General features: G+C 71.8%; 20 protein-coding genes and 1 pseudogene. 9 read left to right on the forward strand and 12 right to left on the reverse strand.

The genetic code is table 11. The annotated features are described in order from the left end of the window. Nucleotides 1-7 precede the first annotated feature (7 nt). The 3 genes from ABT085_RS08890 (at nucleotide 8) to ABT085_RS08900 (ending at nucleotide 2,157) form a co-directional block, all read left to right on the forward strand. Nucleotides 8-916, forward strand: coding sequence for an AraC family transcriptional regulator (locus ABT085_RS08890; RefSeq protein ID WP_351603733.1), 909 nt, complete (start codon nucleotides 8-10; stop codon nucleotides 914-916). 84 nt (nucleotides 917-1,000) lie between these two features. Beyond that, entirely contained in the window at nucleotides 1,001-1,852 is an 852-nt protein-coding gene (locus tag ABT085_RS08895; protein ID WP_351603735.1) for an AzlC family ABC transporter permease, read from the forward strand. After that, the gene (locus ABT085_RS08900; RefSeq protein ID WP_351603737.1) at nucleotides 1,849-2,157 is read left to right on the forward strand and encodes an AzlD domain-containing protein; all 309 of its coding nucleotides are present in this window, start codon (nucleotides 1,849-1,851) and stop codon (nucleotides 2,155-2,157) included. The genes ABT085_RS08895 and ABT085_RS08900 overlap by 4 nt, the downstream gene beginning before the upstream one ends. A gap of 12 nt (nucleotides 2,158-2,169) precedes the next feature. Here the strand turns inward: ABT085_RS08900 and ABT085_RS08905 are convergent, their stop codons facing one another. After that, nucleotides 2,170-3,114 (reverse strand): hypothetical protein, encoded by a 945-nt coding sequence (locus ABT085_RS08905; protein WP_351603739.1) that lies wholly within the window; start codon nucleotides 3,112-3,114, stop codon nucleotides 2,170-2,172. Nucleotides 3,115-3,195: 81 nt separating this feature from the next. On the opposite strand from ABT085_RS08905, the gene ABT085_RS08910 reads away from it, so the two are divergent. Together ABT085_RS08910 and ABT085_RS08915 are read left to right on the forward strand one after the other, a co-directional pair. Beyond that, nucleotides 3,196-3,387 carry a DUF3046 domain-containing protein gene (locus tag ABT085_RS08910; protein WP_152893815.1) on the forward strand — a complete coding sequence of 64 codons (192 nt, stop codon included), beginning with the start codon at nucleotides 3,196-3,198 and terminating at the stop codon, nucleotides 3,385-3,387. Nucleotides 3,388-3,447: 60 nt separating this feature from the next. Further along, on the forward strand, nucleotides 3,448-4,719 hold the full coding sequence (locus ABT085_RS08915) for an AI-2E family transporter (protein WP_351603742.1): 1,272 nt from the start codon (nucleotides 3,448-3,450) through the stop codon (nucleotides 4,717-4,719). Nucleotides 4,720-4,770: 51 nt separating this feature from the next. Here ABT085_RS08915 and ABT085_RS08920 read toward each other — a convergent pair whose 3' ends face one another. Next, the gene (locus ABT085_RS08920; RefSeq protein WP_351603744.1) at nucleotides 4,771-5,703 is read right to left on the reverse strand and encodes a hypothetical protein; all 933 of its coding nucleotides are present in this window, start codon (nucleotides 5,701-5,703) and stop codon (nucleotides 4,771-4,773) included. Nucleotides 5,704-6,081: 378 nt separating this feature from the next. On the opposite strand from ABT085_RS08920, the gene recA reads away from it, so the two are divergent. The 3 genes from recA (at nucleotide 6,082) to ABT085_RS08935 (ending at nucleotide 9,331) form a co-directional block, all read left to right on the forward strand. Further along, nucleotides 6,082-7,215 carry a recombinase RecA gene (gene recA, locus ABT085_RS08925; protein WP_351603746.1) on the forward strand — a complete coding sequence of 378 codons (1,134 nt, stop codon included), beginning with the start codon at nucleotides 6,082-6,084 and terminating at the stop codon, nucleotides 7,213-7,215. Between the two features lie 3 nt (nucleotides 7,216-7,218). Continuing rightward, on the forward strand, nucleotides 7,219-8,097 hold the full coding sequence (recX, locus tag ABT085_RS08930; RefSeq protein WP_351603748.1) for a recombination regulator RecX: 879 nt from the start codon (nucleotides 7,219-7,221) through the stop codon (nucleotides 8,095-8,097). Nucleotides 8,098-8,359: 262 nt separating this feature from the next. Further along, nucleotides 8,360-9,331, forward strand: coding sequence for a sugar ABC transporter substrate-binding protein (locus ABT085_RS08935; RefSeq protein WP_351603750.1), 972 nt, complete (start codon nucleotides 8,360-8,362; stop codon nucleotides 9,329-9,331). A gap of 170 nt (nucleotides 9,332-9,501) precedes the next feature. On the opposite strand, the gene ABT085_RS08940 is transcribed toward ABT085_RS08935, so the two are convergent. Next, nucleotides 9,502-9,951 carry a hypothetical protein gene (locus tag ABT085_RS08940; protein ID WP_351603752.1) on the reverse strand — a complete coding sequence of 150 codons (450 nt, stop codon included), beginning with the start codon at nucleotides 9,949-9,951 and terminating at the stop codon, nucleotides 9,502-9,504. 3 nt (nucleotides 9,952-9,954) lie between these two features. Continuing rightward, the gene (ctaD, locus tag ABT085_RS08945; RefSeq protein WP_502982698.1) at nucleotides 9,955-11,649 is read right to left on the reverse strand and encodes an aa3-type cytochrome oxidase subunit I; all 1,695 of its coding nucleotides are present in this window, start codon (nucleotides 11,647-11,649) and stop codon (nucleotides 9,955-9,957) included. A gap of 365 nt (nucleotides 11,650-12,014) precedes the next feature. On the opposite strand from ctaD, the gene ABT085_RS08950 reads away from it, so the two are divergent. After that, nucleotides 12,015-12,740 carry a DUF4142 domain-containing protein gene (locus tag ABT085_RS08950; protein WP_502982699.1) on the forward strand — a complete coding sequence of 242 codons (726 nt, stop codon included), beginning with the start codon at nucleotides 12,015-12,017 and terminating at the stop codon, nucleotides 12,738-12,740. Between the two features lie 79 nt (nucleotides 12,741-12,819). Here the strand turns inward: ABT085_RS08950 and ABT085_RS08955 are convergent, their stop codons facing one another. The 8 genes and pseudogenes from ABT085_RS08955 to ABT085_RS08990 form a co-directional block, all read right to left on the reverse strand. Further along, nucleotides 12,820-13,485: a vitamin K epoxide reductase family protein gene (locus ABT085_RS08955; RefSeq protein WP_351603756.1), complete on the reverse strand. Its 666-nt coding sequence runs from the start codon at nucleotides 13,483-13,485 to the stop codon at nucleotides 12,820-12,822. Nucleotides 13,486-13,643: 158 nt separating this feature from the next. Continuing rightward, a pseudogene (locus ABT085_RS08960) lies at nucleotides 13,644-14,120 on the reverse strand (hypothetical protein); the annotation flags it as partial. Nucleotides 14,121-14,384: 264 nt separating this feature from the next. Continuing rightward, complete coding sequence (locus ABT085_RS08965) at nucleotides 14,385-14,792, reverse strand: rhodanese-like domain-containing protein (RefSeq protein ID WP_351603770.1); 408 nt, start codon at nucleotides 14,790-14,792, stop codon at nucleotides 14,385-14,387. Beyond that, nucleotides 14,783-15,334, reverse strand: a complete 552-nt coding sequence (locus tag ABT085_RS08970) for a cupin domain-containing protein (RefSeq protein WP_351603758.1) — start codon at nucleotides 15,332-15,334, stop codon at nucleotides 14,783-14,785. The genes ABT085_RS08965 and ABT085_RS08970 overlap by 10 nt, the downstream gene beginning before the upstream one ends. 77 nt (nucleotides 15,335-15,411) lie before the next feature. Next, nucleotides 15,412-15,459 carry a hypothetical protein gene (locus ABT085_RS46670; RefSeq protein WP_309506048.1) on the reverse strand — a complete coding sequence of 16 codons (48 nt, stop codon included), beginning with the start codon at nucleotides 15,457-15,459 and terminating at the stop codon, nucleotides 15,412-15,414. Nucleotides 15,460-15,649: 190 nt separating this feature from the next. Then, nucleotides 15,650-17,254, reverse strand: coding sequence for an FAD-dependent monooxygenase (locus tag ABT085_RS08980; RefSeq protein WP_351603760.1), 1,605 nt, complete (start codon nucleotides 17,252-17,254; stop codon nucleotides 15,650-15,652). 232 nt (nucleotides 17,255-17,486) lie between these two features. Further along, on the reverse strand, nucleotides 17,487-18,395 hold the full coding sequence (locus ABT085_RS08985; protein ID WP_351603762.1) for an amino acid ABC transporter permease: 909 nt from the start codon (nucleotides 18,393-18,395) through the stop codon (nucleotides 17,487-17,489). Next, nucleotides 18,392-19,060 carry an amino acid ABC transporter permease gene (locus ABT085_RS08990; protein WP_351603772.1) on the reverse strand — a complete coding sequence of 223 codons (669 nt, stop codon included), beginning with the start codon at nucleotides 19,058-19,060 and terminating at the stop codon, nucleotides 18,392-18,394. Before ABT085_RS08990 ends, ABT085_RS08985 begins: the two co-directional genes overlap by 4 nt. Nucleotides 19,061-19,138: the final 78 nt, after the last annotated feature.

A 19,138-nucleotide genomic window follows, 5' to 3' on the forward strand; every position in this document is an offset into this window, starting at 1 on the left:
GACCCCTATGGCAGGTTCCGGCGAGCGGGCACGGCACTGGCAGTACGCGGAACTGCCGGGGGTCGATCTGCTGCGCGCCCGGTACGTGCGCAAGACCTTCGTGCGGCACACCCACGAGAACTTCGTGATCGCCGCCATCGCCGAGGGCGTGGAGGTCTTCCACCACGGCGGCGGCGACCAGTACGCGGGTGCCGGAGCGGTCGCCCTGGTCAACCCCGACACCCCGCACACCGGACGGGCGGGGGTGCCCGAGGGCTGGCGGTACGGAGCCGTGTACCCCTCGCCGGAGCTCGTGTCGGAGATAGCGGCCGAGACGACCGACCTGCGGGGCACCCCGGGATTCGTCAGCCCCGTCCTCGACGACCCGCGCACCGTCGCACTGGTGCACCAGGTGCTGCGTGCCGCGGACGAGGGTGACGCACTGGCCGCCGACACCCTGCTACGGGTCGCGGTGACCCGGCTGCTCCGGCTGAACGGTGGCCCCCTGCCACGGCGCGAGGTACGTACGGCAGGCGCCCGGTCCGCGGCACGCGCGCGTGCCGTGCTGGAGGAGCGGATGGCCGCGCCGCCGACCCTGGAACGGCTGGCGTCCGACCTCGGGACCAGCCCGTTCGCGCTGCTCCGCGCGTTCCGGGACGTCTACGGGATGCCGCCGCACACCTGGCTCACGGACGTCCGGGTGCGCCGGGCGCGACGGCTGCTGGACGCGGGGACGACGCCCGCGGAGACCGCGCTCGCGGTCGGGTTCGCCGACCAGCCGCACCTCAACCGCCACTTCGCGCGGATCGTGGGCGTGCCCCCGGGCGCCTACCAGCGCGAGCGCCAGGGCGTACGCGAGCGCCAGGGCGTACGCGGGCATGAGGGCGTACGCCGGGGTGAGGACGTACATGAGCGCAAGGACGTACACGAGCGTTAGGGCGTACGTACACGAGCGCAAGGGCGTATACGAGCGCAAGAACGTACAAGACGCGCGGCCGCGGCCGTCCGTACCGTCCGGAACGTGACAGAACAGACAGCACTCGCGGACAGGCGCGCCGGACACGGGGAGAAACCCGACGGCGCCGTCGTACGGGACGCCCTCGGAGTCGGGGTCGCCGTAGGACTGTCCGGCTTCGCCTTCGGGGTGACCTCGGCCGGCAGCGGACTCACACCGGCGCAGACCTGCGTCCTCAGCCTCCTGGTGTTCACCGGGGCGTCCCAGTTCGCGCTGGTGGGGGCCCTCGCGGCCGGCGGCAACCCGTTCACGGCCGCCGCGGGCGCGTTCTTCCTGGGAGTGCGCAACGCGTTCTACGGACTGCGTCTGTCGCAGCTGCTGGCCCTTCCGCGCGCGGTGCGTCCGTTCGCCGCCCACTGGGTCATCGACGAGACGACCGCCGTCGCGCTGGCGCAGCCGACCCGGCGCAGCGCCCGCCTGGGGTTCACCGTCACCGGGCTCAGCCTGTACCTGCTGTGGAACCTCACCACCCTGCTCGGCGCGCTGGGCGCCGAGGCCATCGGGGACACCGGCGCCTGGGGTCTCGACGCGGCCGGACCCGCCGTGTTCCTGGCGCTGCTGGCACCGATGCTGAGGTCCACCACCGAGCGGGCCGTCGCGGGTCTCGCGGTCCTGCTCGGCCTCGGGCTGCTGTCGGTACTGCCCGCGGGGGCGCCCGTCCTGGTGGCCGCGCTCGCGGCGCCGGTCGTCCTCTACGCGACCGGCCGCCGCCGGGGCGGGACGCGTGACCTGGCGGAACACGGGCCGGCGGAACACGAGCCGGCGGAACGCGACCGGGTGGATCCCGGCCGCACGGGACCCGCCCTCGTGGAACCCGCCTTCGCGGAACCCGGCCCTGTGGAGAAGGAGGACCGTTGAACACGTGGATCGCCATCGGCGCGACCGCCCTCGGCTGCTACGCCGCCAAACTCGCCGGACTGCTCGTCCCCGCGGGGGCACTCGAGCGCCCGCTCGTCCGGCGGCTCGCCGCGTTGCTGCCGGTCGCCCTGCTCGCCGCCCTCACGGCCCAGCAGACTTTCGCCGACGGGCACACGCTCGTGCTGGACGCCAGGGCCGCGGGGCTTGCCGCGGCGGCGGTGGCGCTCGTGCTGCGCGCGCCGTTCCTGCTGGTCGTCGCGGCGGCCGTGCTGGTGACCGCGGGGGTGCGGGCCCTGGGCGGCTGATCGGAGGTCCGCTCAGCCGACCGAGCGGCCGTACGCCCTGAGCGTGCGCAGTGCCTCGACGGTCACCGTCGGACGGGCCTCCAGCGCGGGGCCCGCGGCCCACTGCCGCCAGCGCAGGGGCCAGCCCCCGTCCTCCTGCTGCTCGCTCGCGAGGAAGTCCAGCGAGCGGCTCACCTCCTCGTCCGTGAACCACGCGCGCGCGAGGGAACGCGGGGTGCGGGCGTAGTCGTGCGGGAAGTGGTGCTCGCCCGGGGCGTAGCCGGGCGCGACGGGGTACGTGTCGAGGCGGTCCGGGTCCAGGGCCGCCAGCCGTTGCTCACGCACCAGGCGGCCCAGACGGTCGGCGGCCGCCTCCGCGCGCGGGCGGTCGGGAACGGAGTCCAGGAAGGCCACGGCGGCCTCGATCTCGTAGGGGTGGGACTTCTCCAGGGACTCGACCTGCTGCCAGCAGAAGTCCGTGGCCCGGAACAGCCAGGCGTGCCACACCTCGTTGCGGTGCAGCACACCCACCACCGGTCCGGTGGCCAGGAGTTCGCTGGGCGGCTGGTCCACGATCGGGACGAAGGGGGCCGCCGGGTAGCCGCGCTGGCTGGGGTGGACGGCGGGCAGCGCGCCGTCCGGCGTGGACACGGCGGTCAGGTAGCGGCACACCCGCTCCACCCGCTGACCGCCGCAGCGTCCGATGGAGTCCAGGACGCGCAGGGCGTGCGCGGTGTGCAGCGGCTGGCTGACCGGGCCGCGCAGATCCGGTTCCAGCGCGTTGCCGTACCCGCCGTCCTGGTTGCGGTAGGCGTCCAGCGCCGTCTCCACCGGATCGGGACTGCCGTTGAGGAAGTGATACGCGAAGAGGCGCTGCTCCAGCACGCGCGCGGTGAGCCAGACGAACTGCTCGGCGCGGAAGAGCGGGGAACGGGCCGGGGGTGTCGAGGGGAGTGCGGAAGCTCCTGTTGCGGACATGCGTCAGACCGTAGGACGGAAAGCGGTCTCGGCAAGCGGTCCCGGCGCGGGCCCACTCCCAGGGGGCGGGATACTGGATTCATGCGGTTGACGGTCTTCTGGCAGCGGATGGCGGAGCACTTCGGTGCGGGCGCCGAGACGTTCGCACGCGATCATGTGATGTCGGAACTCGGCGGGCGTACGGTGCACGAGGCACTGGCGGCCGGCTGGGCGGCCAAGGACGTGTGGCGGGTGGTCTGCACGGTGATGGGCGTACCGCAGGAGAAACGTTGAACGGGCACGAAGACCGGTACGCGGTGACCGGCTGTCGGTGGCGTGGGCGAGACTTGATCCGTGGCACCCACTGACGAGACCGGACAGCCCGCCCCGCACACAGCCCCGTTCGGCACGCCGCCGCCGGCCCCGCCGGTGGACGCGGCCGCCGGGGCGGCCGCGCGCATGCCCCGCTGGCTGCCGCGCGCCATGGTGCTCGCGCTCTCACTCATCGCTGTGTTCCAGCTCGGCAGTTGGGCCTTCCACCAGCTGACCGGACTGCTGATCAACATAGTCATCGCGTTCTTCCTGGCGCTCGCCATAGAGCCCGCGGTGAGCTGGATGGCCGCCCACGGCATGCGCAGGGGGCTCGCCACCTTCCTGGTGTTCTTCGGACTGCTGATCGCCACCGCCGGCTTCGTCGTCCTGCTCGGGTCCATGCTCGCCGGGCAGATCATCAAGATGATCGAGGGCTTCCCGGACTACCTCGACTCGGTCATCAACTGGATCAACACCACGTTCCACACCCACCTCAGACGGGTCGACGTCCAGGAGGGCCTGCTCCACTCCGACTGGCTGCGGAGGTACGCGCAGAACAGCGCCGCGGGCGTGCTGGACGTGTCCACGCAGGTGCTCGGCGGCCTCTTCCGGCTGCTGACGGTCGCGCTGTTCTCGTTCTACTTCGCCGCCGACGGGCCACGGCTGCGCCGCACCATCTGCTCCGTGCTGCCGCCCGCCCGGCAGGCCGAGGTGCTGCGCGCCTGGGAGATCGCCGTCGACAAGACCGGCGGCTATCTGTACTCGCGCGGGCTGATGGCGCTGATCTCGGGCGTCGCCCACTACATCCTGCTGGAGGCCCTGGGCATCCCGTACGCGCCCGTGCTCGGTCTGTGGGTGGGTGTGGTCTCCCAGTTCGTCCCCACCATCGGCACGTATCTCGCGGGCGCCCTGCCCATGTTGATCGCCTTCACCGTCAACCCCTGGTACGCGGTGTGGGTGCTGGTCTTCGTCGTGATCTACCAGCAGTTCGAGAACTACGTGTTGCAGCCCAAGCTGACGTCGAAGACCGTCGACATCCATCCCGCGCTCGCCTTCGGGTCGGTCGTGGCGGGCACCGCCCTGCTCGGCGCGGTCGGCGCGCTGATCGCCATCCCCGCGGTCGCCACGCTGCAGGCGTTCCTCGGCGCGTATGTGAAGCGGTACGCCGTCACGGACGATCCCCGGGTGCACGGGCACCGAAGGCGCGGCGCGGGTTCCAGTCTGCTCACGCGCGCGTGGCAGCTGGCGCGGCGGTCCCCGGACACCCGGTCCGGCGGAGGTTCCGTCGAGGAGGCCGACCGGGAGTCCGACTGACGCGCGCAGAGCCCGGCCCGGACCCGGTCGGTACGTCCGGCCCGGACCCGGTCAGTACGTGAGGACCGCCCACACCCCGGCGGCGGCGACGGCGACGGCGTAGCAGCCGACCCCCACGGCCACGATCCGGTGCCGGACCGGCTCGCTCCAGGACGTGTGGGACAGCAGCCAGGCCAGCGCGGGCAGGACCAGGACCGCGTGCAGGCTGACCCCGTGCAGCGGCTTCAGCGAAGCCGTCGAGTGGTAGGCGGCCTCCTGATGGCCGGTACGGGTGAGCACGACCCCCCGCGCGATCATCGCGGCGCCCGAGGCCAGCGCGACGAGCAGGACCGCGAACCCGGAACGCACCGCCAGCGGCATGCCCGCGGGGCCCGCCGGCCGGTTCCGGAAGGACAGGACCGCGAACAGGGTCAGCAGCACCACGAGCACACCCCCGCCCACCGCGAGCGTCATGGACACCGCCGTGTCGAAGGGGGTCTCCATGTTGAGATGCGAGGGCACCCGGCGCCACGCCTGGAGGGTGATCCCCCCGACCTCCACGACGCAGTCCGCCGCGAAGACGGCCAGCAGCCCGGAGCGCAGCCGGCGCTCCATGCGCAGGTACGACGTGACCCAGGCGACCGTGATCAGGGTCACGCCGAAGGACAGTCCGAAGGTCACCGGCTTGCGCCAGGAGACGGGGCCGTCCCAGGGGCCGCCGTCGACGGCGAACACCAGCAGGTGCAGGAGCCCGGAGAGGACCAGGAGCAGGCCGGTCGCCAGCAGGCGGCGGTCCACGGCCGGGCCCGGAGGGTCGAGGGCGAGGGCGGAGTCGGGGAGACCGCGCCCACGGCCGTCCGCCCGGCTTTCCTTCCGGCTGTCTCCGGGGCCGGCTCCCCGGGCGTCGCCCCGGCCGTCTGCGTGGCCGTCTGTGGGGCCGTCCGCGTGGCCGGCTCGCAAGCCGGTCTCCCTGCTGCCGGGCACGGTCCCGTCGCTGCTGTTCATGGCTCGAGCCTCGCGGGAACGGCGCGCGCCGTCGTCGTCCGGCCGGAGGCGGTCGGCGTACGCCGGGGGAAGTAGCCGGGGCCTGCCGGGGTCTGCCGGGCGGCTCGGGGCCTGCCGGGCGGTCCCGGCGCCGGATCCGGGGCGCCGTCGGTGCGTGAACGTAGGCTCGGAGGTGGCGCGTGGTGCGCTTGACACGAAAATCGAACATCCATTCTTATGGAGGCTCCGGCATGGCTCTCGGGTGGCATTTAAGCCCGGTTTGGTGGGGTAGGTGCCCGAGTTATCCACAGGCCGGACCGGCGTCGGGGCGCATTGTCAGTGGCAGGCGTTAGCGTCTTTGACGTGAAGCGATCGACTCAAGCAAACCGGGTGGAACCCATGGCAGGAACCGACCGCGAGAAGGCGCTCGACGCCGCGCTCGCACAGATTGAACGGCAATTCGGCAAGGGCGCGGTGATGCGCCTGGGCGAGCGCCCGAACGAGCCCATCGAGGTCATCCCCACCGGGTCGACCGCACTCGACGTCGCCCTGGGCGTCGGCGGCCTGCCGCGCGGCCGCGTGGTGGAGGTGTACGGCCCGGAGTCCTCCGGCAAGACGACCCTGACCCTGCACGCGGTGGCGAACGCGCAGAAGGCCGGGGGCCAGGTCGCCTTCGTCGACGCGGAGCACGCACTCGACCCCGAGTACGCGAAGAAGCTCGGCGTCGACATCGACAACCTGATCCTGTCCCAGCCGGACAACGGCGAGCAGGCGCTGGAGATCGTGGACATGCTGGTCCGCTCCGGTGCGCTCGACCTCATCGTCATCGACTCGGTCGCCGCGCTCGTCCCGCGCGCGGAGATCGAGGGCGAGATGGGCGACAGCCACGTGGGTCTCCAGGCCCGTCTGATGAGCCAGGCCCTGCGGAAGATCACCAGCGCGCTCAACCAGTCGAAGACCACCGCGATCTTCATCAACCAGCTCCGCGAGAAGATCGGCGTGATGTTCGGCTCCCCGGAGACCACGACCGGTGGCCGGGCGCTGAAGTTCTACGCCTCCGTGCGCATCGACATCCGCCGTATCGAGACCCTGAAGGACGGCACCGAGGCGGTCGGCAACCGCACCCGCTGCAAGGTCGTCAAGAACAAGGTCGCGCCGCCCTTCAAGCAGGCCGAGTTCGACATCCTCTACGGCCAGGGCATCAGCCGTGAGGGCGGCCTGATCGACATGGGCGTGGAGCACGGCTTCGTCCGCAAGGCCGGCGCCTGGTACACGTACGAGGGCGACCAGCTCGGCCAGGGCAAGGAGAACGCGCGCAACTTCCTGAAGGACAACCCCGACCTGGCCAACGAGATCGAGAAGAAGATCAAGGAGAAGCTCGGCGTCGGCGTGCGGCCGGAGGAGCCCACCGCGCAGTCGGGTACGGACGCGGCGGCCCCGGCGACCGCTGCCGCGGACGAGACCGCGAAGACCGTGCCTGCTCCCGCCGCTGCCAAGGCCACCAGGACCAAGGCCGCAGCTGCCAAGAGCTGACCCGTGACACGACGAACCGACTGGGCCGAGTACGACCGCCTCGACGCCCCGCCCAGGCGGGGAAGGCGAGGCGGGGGCGGCCCCGGAGGCGTGGACGGCGGCCCGTACGGGGGACCCGACGAGGGCGGTCACGGGTACGAGGGGCCGGAAGACGGCGGTTACGGGTACGCAGTGCCGGACGACGGAGGTTACGGCCACGGGGGGCCGGACCATGACGCGTACGGGGGTGAGCCGACGTCGCGCGAGGGCTCTGCGGGGCGCGGCGGCCGCGGTCGCCGGCGGCGCGCTGCCGCGCAGCCGTCCGGCGACCCACAGGACGAAGACTCCTCCTCCTCGTCGAGGGCCGAGCAGGGGGAGTCCTCGGGAGACCCGGCTGAGCGGGCGCGGGCGATCTGTCTGCGCCTGCTCACCGGGACCCCACGCACGCGCAAGCAGCTCGCGGACGCCCTGCGCAAGCGGGACGTCCCGGACGATGTCGCCGACGCGGTGCTGTCGCGGTTCGAGGAGGTCGGGCTGATCGACGACGGCGCGTTCGCGGGCGCCTGGGTGGAGTCCCGGCACCACGGCCGGGGGCTGGCCCGGCGCGCTCTCGCCCAGGAACTGCGGACCAAGGGCGTCGACTCCACCCTGATCGACGAAGCCGTCGGCCGGCTCGACTCGGAGCAGGAGGAGGCGACCGCGCGCGAACTCGTCGCCCGCAAGCTGCGCACCACCCGCGGGCTCGACCGTGACAAACGGCTGCGCCGCCTGGCCGGCATGCTCGCCCGCAAGGGCTACTCCCAGGGGCTGGCCCTGCGTGTGGTCCGACAGGCACTGGAGGAGGAGGGCGAGGACGCGGAGTTCCTCGCCGACGGGGACCACTACGGGTACGACGAGGGCTGAGCGCGCCCCCACGAGACCCCCCGCAACCCCCGCAGGACCCGCGCGAGAGGTCCTGCCGCGCTGTTCGACACTAGAGGCTGCCGCGTCGCGTGAGGGGTCTGTGGCGCGCAGCTTTACGTTGCGTTCCCGGGAGGGTGTCCTTCTTCACCCCGGCTGTACCGTCTGCTGCCGTCCTGCGGTTCCGCGCACTTCCGTCGCCGTACATTCCGATGGTCGTGACATGCCGCTGCATCCCCGAATGCGCCCGAAAGGCGGCCCAGACATGCCCGTGCCCGCTCGCCCCCGAAGAGCGCTGGTCGCCTCGGCCCTCGGTACCAGCCTGCTGCTCAGCGGATGCGGTCTGGGGCAGGAGGCGGCCTCCGACGCGGTCACCGGGCCGTTCACCTTCGGCTTCGTCAACGGCGGCACGACGAAGTTCCACACCTGTCTCCAGGCGGCCGTGGAGGCGGAGGCGAAGAACTACCGGGTCAGGCTCTACACGGCCGACTCGCACCAGGACGCCGCCACCGAGCTGACCAACATCAAGGAGATGATCGCGAAGAAGGTCGACGCGCTGATCGTGCAGACCGTCGACGTCCACGCCCTCGACGACGACATCGCCAGGGCGAAGGCCTCGGGCATCCCGATCTTCCTGACCTCGGTCGTCCCCGACGACACGTCCGGTCTGCTCGGCGCCGTGGTGGTCGACCTGAAGAAGGTCGGCAGCCTCGACGCCGGCTGGATCGACGAGGACGCGGCCGGTAAGGACGTACAGGTCGGCATCGTCGCGGGCGCTCCCGGCGCCGCGTCCGACCTCCTCGTGGGCGGATTCAAGGGTGCCCTGCCGGCCAACGCCGAGGTGGTCGCGACCGGGGCGGGCATGTTCGACCCGGGCCGGGCGCGGGAGGTCGCGAAGGGCATGATCAAGGACCACCCGGACCTCGACTACGCCTTCGTCGCGAACGAGGAGATGGCCTTCGCGGTCCGTAAGGCCTTCGACGCGGCCGGCGCCGAGGACGTCAGGATCGTGACGGTCAACGGCACCGACGAGGCCCTGGCCGCCCTCAAGGACGGCCGTTTCTCCGCCACGGTCGCCAACTCGGCCGCGGACACCGGCGCACTGGCCGTCACCAACGCCGTGGACCTGCTGCGTGAGGACGACCGGGTCGACAGGATCGCCCGGACGTCCCTGCGCCTGGTCACCAAGGACAACGCGGACACGGCCCCGCTCTACTGCCCGTCGGACGACCTGTGAGCAGACGGTGATCGGGCCGCTGCCGCCCAGGGGCGAGCGTCGGGCTCGGCATCCTGGGCGCAAGCGGGAGACGTCCCCGGAAATGTCCCTTCTCGGAGCCGCCGGCCCCGCCACGGCCGCAGCCCGGTGAGAGCCCGGCCGGTGACGGTGGCCGCGGCGGCGGCCGTCGCTCAGTTCCCGCCGCCGGAGCCCATGGTCATCGCGACGGACGTGGTGACCACGGTGGCGACCAGACCGCAGCCGAGAAGGGACGCGAGGACGTATCGGGAGCGGTCGTCGCCCCGGCCGTGCCCGGGCAGGCCGGGGGCCAGCGCCGCCCAGTGCCGGACGGTCTCCCGGACCTCGTGACGGTGCTGCGCGGCGGCACGGATCCGCAGGACGGCCGCGACGGTCGCGCCCGCCGTCGCCGCTGCGCACTCCGCCTGCCACGCCGCGCCGGCGAAGAGCAGTACGGCGACGGCGGCGAGCGTCGTCCAGCCGGTCAGGCAGGCCGCCGCCGCGGTACGGCGGGAGACCGGCCGGTCGGGGCCCGCACGCAGGTCGGCGACGGCAGGGACGTACCAGACGAAGCCGGCGGCGGTCAGCAGCGCGGCGCCCAGCGCCGGAACGGTTCCCGCCACGGCTCAGCCCACTTCCTTGAGTGCGACGATCTCCGGGTGGTGCAGGTCGAAGGCCGGGGATTCGGAGCGGATGCGGGGCAGGGAGACGAAGTTGTGGCGCGGCGGCGGGCAGGAGGTGGCCCACTCCAGTGAGCGGCCGTAGCCCCAGGGGTCGTCGGCCTCGACCTTCGTGCCGTACTTCGCGGTCTTCCACACGTTGTAGAGGAACGGCAGGATCGACAGTCCCAGCAGGAACGAGCCGATGGTGGAAAGGGTGTTGAGGGCGGTGAAGCCGTCGGCGGCGAGGTAGTCGGCGTAACGGCGGGGCATGCCCTCGACGCCGAGCCAGTGCTGGACCAGGAAGGTCGTGTGGAAACCGGCCGTCAGCGTCCAGAAGGTGATCTTGCCGAGGCATTCGTCGAGCATCTTGCCGGTGAACTTGGGCCACCAGAAGTGGAAGCCGGCGAACATCGCGTACACGACCGTACCGAAGACCGTGTAGTGGAAGTGCGCGACCACGAAGTACGAGTCGGACAGGTGGAAGTCCATCGGCGGCGAGGCGAGGATCACGCCGGTCAGCCCGCCGAAGACGAAGGTGATCAGGAAGCCGGTGGCCCAGAGCATCGGCGTCTCGAAGCTCAGGGAGCCCTTCCACATGGTGCCGATCCAGTTGAAGAACTTCACGCCGGTCGGGACCGCGATGAGGAAGGTCATGAAGGAGAAGAAGGGGAGCAGGACGCCGCCGGTGACGTACATGTGATGGGCCCACACGGTCACGGACAGGCCGGCGATGGCGATGGTGGCGCCGATCAGGCCCATGTAGCCGAACATCGGCTTGCGGGCGAAGACCGGGATCACCTCGGAGACGATGCCGAAGAACGGCAGGGCGAGGACGTACACCTCCGGGTGGCCGAAGAACCAGAACAGGTGCTGCCACAGCAGCGCGCCCCCGTTGGCCGCGTCGAAGACGTGGGAGCCGAACTTGCGGTCGCACTCCAGCGCGAACAGCGCGGCGGCCAGCACCGGGAAGATGATCAGGACCAGGACGCCGGTCAGCAGCACGTTCCAGGTGAAGATCGGCATCCGGAACATGGTCATGCCCGGCGCGCGCATGCAGATGATCGTGGTGATGAAGTTGACCGCGCCGAGGATGCTCCCGAAGCCGGACAGGGCGACGCCCATGATCCACAGGTCGGCGCCCACGCCCGGGGAGTGGACGGCGTCGGACAGCGGCGCGTAGAGGAACCAGCCGAAGTCGGCGGCGCCGTCCGGGGTGAGGAAGCCGAACGCGGCGATCGACGAGCCGAACAGGAACAGCCAGTAGGCCAGCATGTTCAGCCGGGGGAAGGCCACGTCCGGGGCACCGATCTGCAACGGCATGATCCAGTTGGCGAAGCCGGTGAACAGGGGCATCGCGAACATCAGCAGCATGATCGAGCCGTGCATGGTGAAGGCCTGGTTGAACTGCTCGTTCGACATGATCTGCAGGCCGGGACGGGCGAGCTCGGCGCGCATCACCAGCGCCAGCACGCCGCCGACGAGGAAGAACGCGAAGGCCGTGACCAGGTACATCGTCCCGATCTTCTTGTGGTCGGTGGTCGTCAGCCAGTCCGTCCACGCAGGCCGGGGCGCCGGTCCTGCCGCAGGTCCGGGCGGACCGTCTGCCACGGCGACGCCGGCACCCGGCCGTGCGGTCCTCGGCTGTTGTATCTCGTCCACCGGACGGTGTCCTCCCCATCGGTCGATGCCGATCGGTTGATGTTGATGTCGATCGGCTGATGCCGATCGGTTGATGTCGTCGACGTGCCGGGAAGGACCAGAAGTGCGGGAATGGACCTGGCCCTTCCCGGCCGCCGTCACATGATCGGCTGTGGGGCACCCGCCCCGGATAGGGTCCAACAGCCCCTCTCCGGCCCGCCGATAGGGCCCAACGGCCCCTCTTCGCTCGGCTGCAGCGCCGGCCCCCGCTCCTCGGCGTGCAGGGCGCCGGCCCCGCGGGACTTTACGAACCCAAAAGGTTCCACGGGCGCTCGCAGCCGTATGTCCGTGTGTGCGGGATCCGATGAACCGGATCAGGAGACACAGTGCTCGTTTCACGGAAGGCGGCGGGAAATCTCTTCGTGGGTGGCGCGATCAGCCTCACCCTCGGCTCCCTCCTCTACCCCTCCATGCTCGGAGTCCAGAAGGTCGGCAGCGCACCTGAGCGGGTGGTCGCCAACCCGGCGACCGGACCGCTGACGGAAGCCGACCGGGATTTCGTGGTCAAGGTCCGCTCGACCGGACTGTGGGAGTACCCCGTCGGTCGGACGGCGTCGAAGAAGGGAACGACGAAGGCGGTCAGGACCGCCGGGGAACATCTGGTCGACGGTGACGCCGTGTTGGACGCCGCCTGCCGCGACGACGCCGTCCGGTTGGGCATCGCACTGCCCGACCAGCCGTCGCCACAACAGCAGGGCTTCGCGTCCCGGCTGAACGCGGAGAGCGGCAAGCAGTTCGACACCGACCTGGCCACCATCGTGCGCACGACGAACGGCCAGTTCCTCCCCGTGATCGCGAACGTCCGCACCACCACGAGGAACTCGCTGGTGCGCGCTCTGGCCGATCAGGTCAACGACACGGTCCTGGACCACATCGCGGCCGTGGAGAAGACCGGCCTGGTCGACTTCGGCCAGGTCGTCCTCCAGGAGACCACCGCGCCCACGCTCGCGGCCCAGGACCTGACCCCGCCGCCCGCGGTCGGGGGACAGCCGCAGGTCGTGCTCACCCCGCCGGCGAACAGCACGGTCTCGCCGAGACCGACGCAGGGGTGAGAGCCCGCGCCGAACCGTCCGCGCCGGCCGGGTCGCCCCGACACCCGAGGAGACCCGGCCGGCCGGGAGACGGAGGAACTCAGAGCAGCGTCTGCCAGTGGTCCCACCAGCGTGTGGCGATCAGCATCACGATGCCCAGGCACCAGGTGACCGGCACCACCCAGTGGAACTCCAGCACGCCCGCGACCACTTCGCGGGGCGCGCGGACGATCCCGTGCCGAAGGTTGTGCGCGGTGGTGTACCAGAACATGGCGATGGTGGCCGCCCAGGCCAGGCAGCACCACAGGCACAACGCGCCGATCTCGTACAGCGCCTGGGTCATCAGCCACATGCAGAAGCCCGCGCCGAACAGCGTGCCGACGTTCAGACCCAGCCAGAACCACCGGCGGAAGCGGGCCCCGGCCAGCAGCGCGAACCCGACGGCGACGACCACCGGATAGGTGAGCAGGCCCAGCAACGGGTTCGGAAAGCCGAACACGGACGCCTGGGCGCTCTTCATCACGTCGGAGCAGGACAGGATCGGGCTCAGGTTGCACGAGGGTGAGAAGTGCGGGTCCTGCAGCAGCTGGAACTTGTCGACGGTGATCACGAAGGAGGCGAGGACGCCGAGCGCGCCGGAGACGATCAGCAGCCAGGCGAGGGCGCGGGAGGCGCCGGTGCCGTCCGCCGGTACGGTCCTCCGTTCGCGTCCGCCGCCATCCGTCCCGGTGGTGAGGTGGTGCGCGGTCGTGGTGGTGCCGGTCATCGGGGTGTTCCCGCCTCACTGGTCCTAGGGGTGGGCCACGGACCCACGACGGCCGACGAGTCGCCGCTGCCGCGCGGACCGTCGTCGCGGACCGGAACCGGAGCGACCTCGCGGACCGGAACCGGACCGACCTCGCGGTCCGGTTCCGGTGCGATGCGTATGCCTCCGCGCGCTGCGCCCCGGGGCCATACGACGTCGACCGGAACGGCGTGCGCACGGGCGTACGCCACCAGATGCGCGGTGGCGTCCCGGCCGCTGGACGGCGAGCCGTCCCATACGGCCAGCAGCTGCCGGCATCCCGCGATCATCCGTTCGTCCGCGCCGACGCAGGCGTCGCGGTCGGCCGGGTCGTACGCCACCAGGCGCACCTGCTCGGCGAGGTCCAGCAGGGCACCGGTGGCCGTCCGGTCCTGCGCCGGGAGCAGCGCGGGCACCATCCCCTGGGTGGGAGTGACCACGACCAGCCGGTGTCCCGCCGCCCGCACCGCCCGCCCGAACGCCAGGGCACCACCGGCACCCGCACGCACCACCCCGGACGCTCGTGCGAACCGCTGCTCCAGTCGGGCCCGCAGCTCGGCCTCCACCAGCCCCAGCGTGTCCGGCGTCAGGTCGGCGTGCCCGACCACCGAGATCATCATCCCGCTCCCCTCCCTGCCCTGCGACGCTCTCGCTCGCCCGTCCGTCCCGCGCGGGATCAGTGAAGTCAGTGCCCCTGACCGGCGGCAAGGGCCGAACGGCCCTGTCGGACAGGGGCGGTGAGCCCGGCCGGGGGGTGCGGAGTGGCGCGGCCGAAGCCGTGGGAGGCCGACGACGAGCCGTGGGTGGTGGACGCCCTGGCTCCCGTCCGGGCGGCCTTCGGCGATCAGCGTGTCGACTCCCGGCGGGCCCTGGGACAGGCCCTAGTTGACCGGGAACCCCGCCGTCCGCCACGCCTGGAAGCCGCCGACCAGGTCGGTCGCCCGGTGCAGGCCCAGCTGGTGCAGGGACGCGGCGGCCAGGCTGGAGGCGTAACCCTCGTTGCAGATCACGACGATGCGCAGATCGTGGCCGGTGGCCTCCGGGACGCGGTGGCTGCCCTGCGGATCGAGGCGCCATTCCAGCTCGTTGCGTTCTATGACGAGCGCGCCGGGGATCAGGCCGTCCCGCTCGCGCAGTGCCGCGTACCGGATGTCCACCAGCAGTGCCTCGCCCGCCCGAGCGGCCGCGTACGCCGCCGGCGCCTCGATCCGCTCGTAGCCCTCACGCACCCGCTCCAGCAGCTCGTCGACGCCGGTCGGCCGGCGCTCGCCCGGGGCGCTCACTGCCAGTCCTGCGGGCGCTCGACGTGCTCCAGCCGCAGCACCGGTCCGGTACGGCTGTAGCGGCGGATCTGCGGCAGCGGCGGGTAGTAGGCGTGGACGGAGATCGCATGCTCGGCGGTGGACTCGTTGAGGACCTCGTGGACGTGGTGGCGGCCGAAGGAGCGGCCCCGGCCCGCCGGGAGCCGGCGCTGCCGGTCGACGCCGTCGGAGAGTTCCAGGGTCTTCCAGCCGTCGGCGGGCAGGCGCGCGGCGAGCGAGTTCTCCTTGAGCTCGCCCCGCGCGGTGAGGAAGGCACCGACCGACTCCGCATGGTCGTGCCAGCCGGTGCCGCTGCCGGGCGGCCAGCCGATCAGCCAGGCCTCGCTGCCGCCGGGCCCGTCCAGGCGCACCCAGGTGCGGCCCTGCGGGTCCAGCGGGAGCGAGGCGATCAACTCGGTGTCGGCGGCGGTGCGCCGTACGAAGTCGAGGAGGTCCGCCTGCGTGGGGGCCTGGGCCGGGTGGGGCACGGAGGCGGGAGCGGAGACGGGGGCAGAGGGAGTGACAGACACGGGCACCGTCCTGGTCAGCGTTCGCGAGAGCGCGCGGCGGCGAAGGGCGGCGCGCGCGGGTGAAGAGGGATGCGAATTCAGCAGGACGGGCGACACACGCAGCCCGCGTAGCGGACGAGGTCCATATGGACCCTCCGCCAAAGGCGCACGCAGGTGTCGGTCACGATCCGGAGTAGACCATGCCGGTGCCGGGTGGTCAACTCACTGTCACCATGCGGACCACAGGGTGACGGTGAGTCGCGCGCGGGTGGCCGCGCGGGGCCGCGCCCGCCGCCCGCCTGACCAAGCGCCCAAGCGCCCAAGCGCCCAATGTGGTCACGTCGAGGCGGAGCCGACCGTCGCCTCTCTGCGGGCCGGGCCGCCGAGCGTCGCCTCGGCCGCCGCGTACAGGTCGGCCGGGCGCACGCCGTTCAGGGCGGTGACGAGATGGCCGTCGGGGCGGACGAGGAGGACGGTGTGGGCGGCCGCGCCGGGGTAGCTCTCGGCGACCAGCAGCTCCGCCGGGTGCGGCAGCGCGGTCACCGCGGCGGCGAGCCGGGGCATGATCCCGGCCGTCACCCAGTGCTTGCGCTCCCACACGCCCGTGCCCGGTGCGATCAGGACGACGAGCAGCGCCCCCCGGCCCAGCCGCTCGCGGAGCGGTACGAAGGAGCCGTCCTCCGCCGTCACCCGTACGTCCGCGACCTGGGTGCCCGGCGGGGTGTCCACGGGGACCTCGGCCTCCAGGGGCGGTGGCGTGAGCGGGGAGCCGGCGTACCCACCGGGTTCCCCCAGCGGGCCGCGGCCGAGGTGGCCGTCGGTGAGCAGAGCCTCGTGACCCCGGGCCGAGCCGGGGACGAAGGCCCGCAGCCCGCCGCTGCCGCGCAGCAGCGGCAGTACCTGGTCGGCGGCGCGCAGCCGGGCGGCGACGATGGCGCGCCGCTCCGTCTGGTAACTGTCGAGCAGCGTCTCGTGCGGGCCGTGGTGCCAGGCGAGCGCCAGCTTCCAGGCGAGGTTGTCGGCGTCCCTGAGCCCCTCGTCCAGCCCCTGGGTGCCGAGCGTGCCGAGCAGGTGGGCGGCGTCCCCGGCGAGGAAGACCCGCCCCGCGCGCCAGCGGCGGGCCAGCCGGTGGTGAACCGTGTGGACGCCGGTGTCCAGCAGTTCGTACGGCGGTGTGGAGCCGTCCGTCCAGCCGGCCAGGGTCTCCCGGACCCGGGTGACCAGGAGCTCGGGGGTGACCAGGTCCTTGCTGCCGGGCGGCAGCAGCCAGTCCAGCCGCCAGGCGCCGTCCGGCAGCGGGCGTGCGGTGACCTCTCCGGCCCAGGGCCCGGACGTCCGCCAGGGCGGCATCCGGTGGATCAACGCTTCGTCGGTCCAGGGAAGTTCCGTGCGCAGCGCGGCCACGGCGTGTCGTTCCACCGCGGTGCGGCCCGGGAAGCGGATGTCCTGAAGTTTGCGGACCGTCGAGCGCGGACCGTCGCAGCCCACCAGGTAACTGCCGCGCCACCAGGTGCCCTTGTCGCCCCGGGTGCGCGCCGTGACGCCGGAGGACTCCTGCTCGACGGCGTCCAGGCGGCTGTCCACGGCGACCTTGACGAGCCGCTCGCCGGCGACGGCCGCGCGCAGGGCGCCGGTCAGCACGTGCTGGGCGAGGTGCAGCGGTCCGGGTTCGGTGTCGTCGAAGGTGATCTCGCGCATCACCTGCTTGCGCCGCAGCGACCGCCATCCGGCCCAGCGCACGCCCTCCTCGGCGAGCGGCACCTCGGTCAGCCGTTCCACGAGCGCGGCGGTGTCCGCGCGCAGTACGACTGTGCGCGCGAGGCGGGGTTCGTCCTTGCCCGGTCCCTCGTCCAGGACGACCGAGGGCACCTCCTGACGGGCCAGCGCCAGGGCGAGCGTGAGCCCCACGGGCCCCGCGCCGACGATGATCACCGGGTCCACGGCGCGGCGCCTCCTGCCCGCGGCGAAGTCCTCGGGGACGTGGGTGAGCAGGAGGTCGGGGCAGGGTGCACGATCACAGAACGTATGCAACCCATTGCCGCTGCTTGCGTCAAGTGACGGAGGCCGTGGCGATCACGCCACGGCCTCCGTATCGGTCACCCGACGGCTTCCGGCAGGTTTCCGCACTGGTCACGCCACTGTTCCCGGGCCGCACCCGCCACTTGAGCGAGTGTCAGATGCTGCCGCCCGCGCCGGCGCCGAAGGAGCCCCCGACCTCCGCGGCGTTGAGCTCCTCGACGTCCTCGGCGCCGAGCACCTTGCCGGTGCCCCGCTTGCTGCGGCGCAGCCGGCGCTCCAGCCAGGAGGCGAAGGAGGTGAGGGCGAAGTTCAGCGCGACGAAGATGATCCCCACCACGATGAAGCTGGGGACGACGTTGGCGTAGTTGGCCGCCAGGGTGCTGCGCGAGCTCATCAACTCGGGGAAGGTGAGCATCACACCGCCCAGCGCGGTGTCCTTCACGATCACGACGAGTTGGCTGACGATGGCCGGCAGCATCACCGTGACGGCCTGCGGCAGCAGGATGCTGCTCATCGTCTGGCCCTTGCGCAGACCGACCGCGTACGCGGCCTCCGTCTGTCCCTTGGGCAGGGAGAGGATGCCGGCCCGGACGACCTCGGCGAGGACCGAGGCGTTGTAGAGCACCAGACCGGTGACGACGGCGTAGAAGGGCCGGTCGTCGCTGGAGACGTTCGTGGAACGGACGTAGAACTCCATCGCGAACAGCATCAGCAGCAGTACCGGTACCGCCCGGAAGAACTCGACCACCACTCCGGCCGGGACGCGGACCCAGCGATGGTCGGACATCCGGGCTATGCCGAAGACCGCGCCCAGCGGAAGCGCGATGACCATGGAGAGCGCGGCGGCCTTGATCGTGTTGCCGAGCCCCGGCAGCAGATAGGTGTTCCAGGCCTGGGCGGTGACGAAGGGCTCCCACAGGGCCCATTCGAGCTGGTTCTTGTCGTCCATCTTCCCCCACGCCCACCACAGCAGCAGGGCGAGCAGCAGGAAGAAGACGATCGACAGGGCGATGTTGCGCTGTCTGGCCCGCGGGCCGGGGGCGTCGTAGAGGACCGAACTCATCGCTTCACCGCCATGCGCTTGCCGACCCAGCCGAGGAGGAGGCCGGTGGGCAGGGTCAGCACCACGAAGCCGAGGGCGAAGAGCGCGCCGATGGCGAGTGTCTGCGCCTCGTTCTCGATCATCGTCTTCATCAGGGTGGCGGCCTCGGCCACGCCGATCGCGGCCGCCACGGTGGTGTTCTTGGTCAGGGCGATCAGCACGTTCGCCAGGGGCGCGATCACCGCCCGGAAGGCCTGCGGCAGCACGATCAGCCGCAGCGACTGGCTGAAGCTCAGCCCGATCGCGCGGGCCGCCTCCGCCTGCCCCACGGGCACGGTGTTGATGCCGGACCGGATCGCCTCGCAGACGAAGGCCGCCGTGTAGGCGGAGAGGCTGAGCACCGCCAGCCGGAAGCCCTGGAGCTTGAAGTCGTCGGACGCACCCATGGTGACGCCGAAGATGTCGGCCAGGCCCAGCGAGGAGAAGACGATGATGACCGTCAGAGGGATGTTCCGCACGATGTTTACGTAGGCAGTGCCGAAACCGCGCATCAGCGGGACCGGGCTGACCCGCATCCCCGCCAGCAGGGTGCCCCAGACCAGGGAGCCGACGGCGGACAGGGCGGTGAGTTGCACCGTCGTCCAGAACGCCCCGAGGACGTCGTAACCTTCAAGAAAGTCGAACACGATCTCCCGCGCTTCCGGGTGTGTGGCGTACGTGGAGGGTGTGGCGCGCCGCCACCCGCCTGTCAGGTGGCGGGTGGC

The organism is Streptomyces sp. NPDC002265 (assembly GCF_040296125.1).
Classification (GTDB): domain Bacteria; phylum Actinomycetota; class Actinomycetes; order Streptomycetales; family Streptomycetaceae; genus Streptomyces.

Excerpts from the sequence above, each read along its gene's own strand:
- ABT085_RS08920 (WP_351603744.1), bottom strand. The coding sequence starts at position 5,703 with ATGAACAGCAGCGACGGGACCGTGCCCGGCAGCAGGGAGACCGGCTTG.
- ABT085_RS08910 (WP_152893815.1), top strand. The coding sequence starts at position 3,196 with ATGCGGTTGACGGTCTTCTGGCAGCGGATGGCGGAGCACTTCGGTGCG.
- ABT085_RS08905 (WP_351603739.1), bottom strand. The coding sequence starts at position 3,114 with ATGTCCGCAACAGGAGCTTCCGCACTCCCCTCGACACCCCCGGCCCGT.
- ABT085_RS08935 (WP_351603750.1), top strand. The coding sequence starts at position 8,360 with ATGCCCGTGCCCGCTCGCCCCCGAAGAGCGCTGGTCGCCTCGGCCCTC.
- ABT085_RS08955 (WP_351603756.1), bottom strand. The coding sequence starts at position 13,485 with ATGACCGGCACCACCACGACCGCGCACCACCTCACCACCGGGACGGAT.
- recA (WP_351603746.1), top strand. The coding sequence starts at position 6,082 with ATGGCAGGAACCGACCGCGAGAAGGCGCTCGACGCCGCGCTCGCACAG.
- ABT085_RS08890 (WP_351603733.1), top strand. The coding sequence starts at position 8 with ATGGCAGGTTCCGGCGAGCGGGCACGGCACTGGCAGTACGCGGAACTG.
- ABT085_RS08985 (WP_351603762.1), bottom strand. The coding sequence starts at position 18,395 with ATGAGTTCGGTCCTCTACGACGCCCCCGGCCCGCGGGCCAGACAGCGC.